At 44.8% G+C, this 1,607-nt stretch carries 3 protein-coding genes; all 3 read right to left on the bottom strand.

What is annotated here, in order from left to right; translation table 11 throughout:
• Positions 1-116: 116 nt before the first annotated feature.
• The 3 genes from ccdB to KC820_RS12995 all read right to left on the bottom strand — a co-directional run bounded on the left by ccdB (position 117) and on the right by KC820_RS12995 (position 1,423).
• Positions 117-422, bottom strand: a complete 306-nt coding sequence (gene ccdB / locus KC820_RS13005) for a type II toxin-antitoxin system toxin CcdB (protein ID WP_001159868.1) — start codon at positions 420-422, stop codon at positions 117-119.
• Between the two features lies 1 nt (position 423).
• On the bottom strand, positions 424-573 hold the full coding sequence (ccdA, locus tag KC820_RS13000) for a type II toxin-antitoxin system antitoxin CcdA (protein WP_336511053.1): 150 nt from the start codon (positions 571-573) through the stop codon (positions 424-426).
• 190 nt (positions 574-763) lie between these two features.
• Positions 764-1,423: a type A-1 chloramphenicol O-acetyltransferase gene (locus KC820_RS12995; protein ID WP_000412211.1), complete on the bottom strand. Its 660-nt coding sequence runs from the start codon at positions 1,421-1,423 to the stop codon at positions 764-766.
• Positions 1,424-1,607: the final 184 nt, after the last annotated feature.

Here is a 1,607-nt window from a genome sequence, read left to right as displayed (position 1 = left end):
TCAATATATTAAATTAGATTTTGCATAAAAAACAGACTACATAATACTGTAAAACACAACATATCCAGTCACTATGGTCGACCTGCAGACTGGCTGTGTATAAGGGAGCCTGACATTTATATTCCCCAGAACATCAGGTTAATGGCGTTTTTGATGTCATTTTCGCGGTGGCTGAGATCAGCCACTTCTTCCCCGATAACGGATACCGGCACACTGGCCATATCGGTGGTCATCATGCGCCAGCTTTCATCCCCGATATGCACCACCGGGTAAAGTTCACGGGAGACTTTATCTGACAGCAGACGTGCACTGGCCAGGGGGATCACCATCCGTCGCCCGGGCGTGTCAATAATATCACTCTGTACATCCACAAACAGACGATAACGGCTCTCTCTTTTATAGGTGTAAACCTTAAACTGCATTTCACCAGCCCCTGTTCTCGTCAGCAAAAGAGCCGTTCATTTCAATAAACCGGGCGACCTCAGCCATCCCTTCCTGATTTTCCGCTTTCCAGCGTTCGGCACGCAGACGACGGGCTTCATTCTGCATGGTTGTGCTTACCAGACCGGAGATATTGACATCATATATGCCTTGAGCAACTGATAGCTGTCGCTGTCAACTGTCACTGTAATACGCTGCTTCATAGCATACCTCTTTTTGACATACTTCGGGTATACATATCAGTATATATTCTTATACCGCAAAAATCAGCGCGCAAATACGCATACTGTTATCTGGCTTTTAGTAAGCCCGATCCAGATCTTTACGCCCCGCCCTGCCACTCATCGCAGTACTGTTGTAATTCATTAAGCATTCTGCCGACATGGAAGCCATCACAAACGGCATGATGAACCTGAATCGCCAGCGGCATCAGCACCTTGTCGCCTTGCGTATAATATTTGCCCATGGTGAAAACGGGGGCGAAGAAGTTGTCCATATTGGCCACGTTTAAATCAAAACTGGTGAAACTCACCCAGGGATTGGCTGAGACGAAAAACATATTCTCAATAAACCCTTTAGGGAAATAGGCCAGGTTTTCACCGTAACACGCCACATCTTGCGAATATATGTGTAGAAACTGCCGGAAATCGTCGTGGTATTCACTCCAGAGCGATGAAAACGTTTCAGTTTGCTCATGGAAAACGGTGTAACAAGGGTGAACACTATCCCATATCACCAGCTCACCGTCTTTCATTGCCATACGGAACTCCGGATGAGCATTCATCAGGCGGGCAAGAATGTGAATAAAGGCCGGATAAAACTTGTGCTTATTTTTCTTTACGGTCTTTAAAAAGGCCGTAATATCCAGCTGAACGGTCTGGTTATAGGTACATTGAGCAACTGACTGAAATGCCTCAAAATGTTCTTTACGATGCCATTGGGATATATCAACGGTGGTATATCCAGTGATTTTTTTCTCCATTTTAGCTTCCTTAGCTCCTGAAAATCTCGCCCGATCCTAACTCAAAATCCACACATTATACGAGCCGGAAGCATAAAGTGTAAAGCCTGGGGTGCCTAATGCGGCCGCCATAGTGACTGGATATGTTGTGTTTTACAGTATTATGTAGTCTGTTTTTTATGCAAAATCTAATTTAATATATTGA

It is taken from the genome of Allobacillus saliphilus (assembly GCF_018138385.1).
GTDB lineage: Bacteria > Bacillota > Bacilli > Bacillales > Alkalibacillaceae > Allobacillus > Allobacillus saliphilus.
Note: the sequence above shows the minus strand (reverse complement) of the source record. Positions and strands in the feature narration are given on the sequence as shown.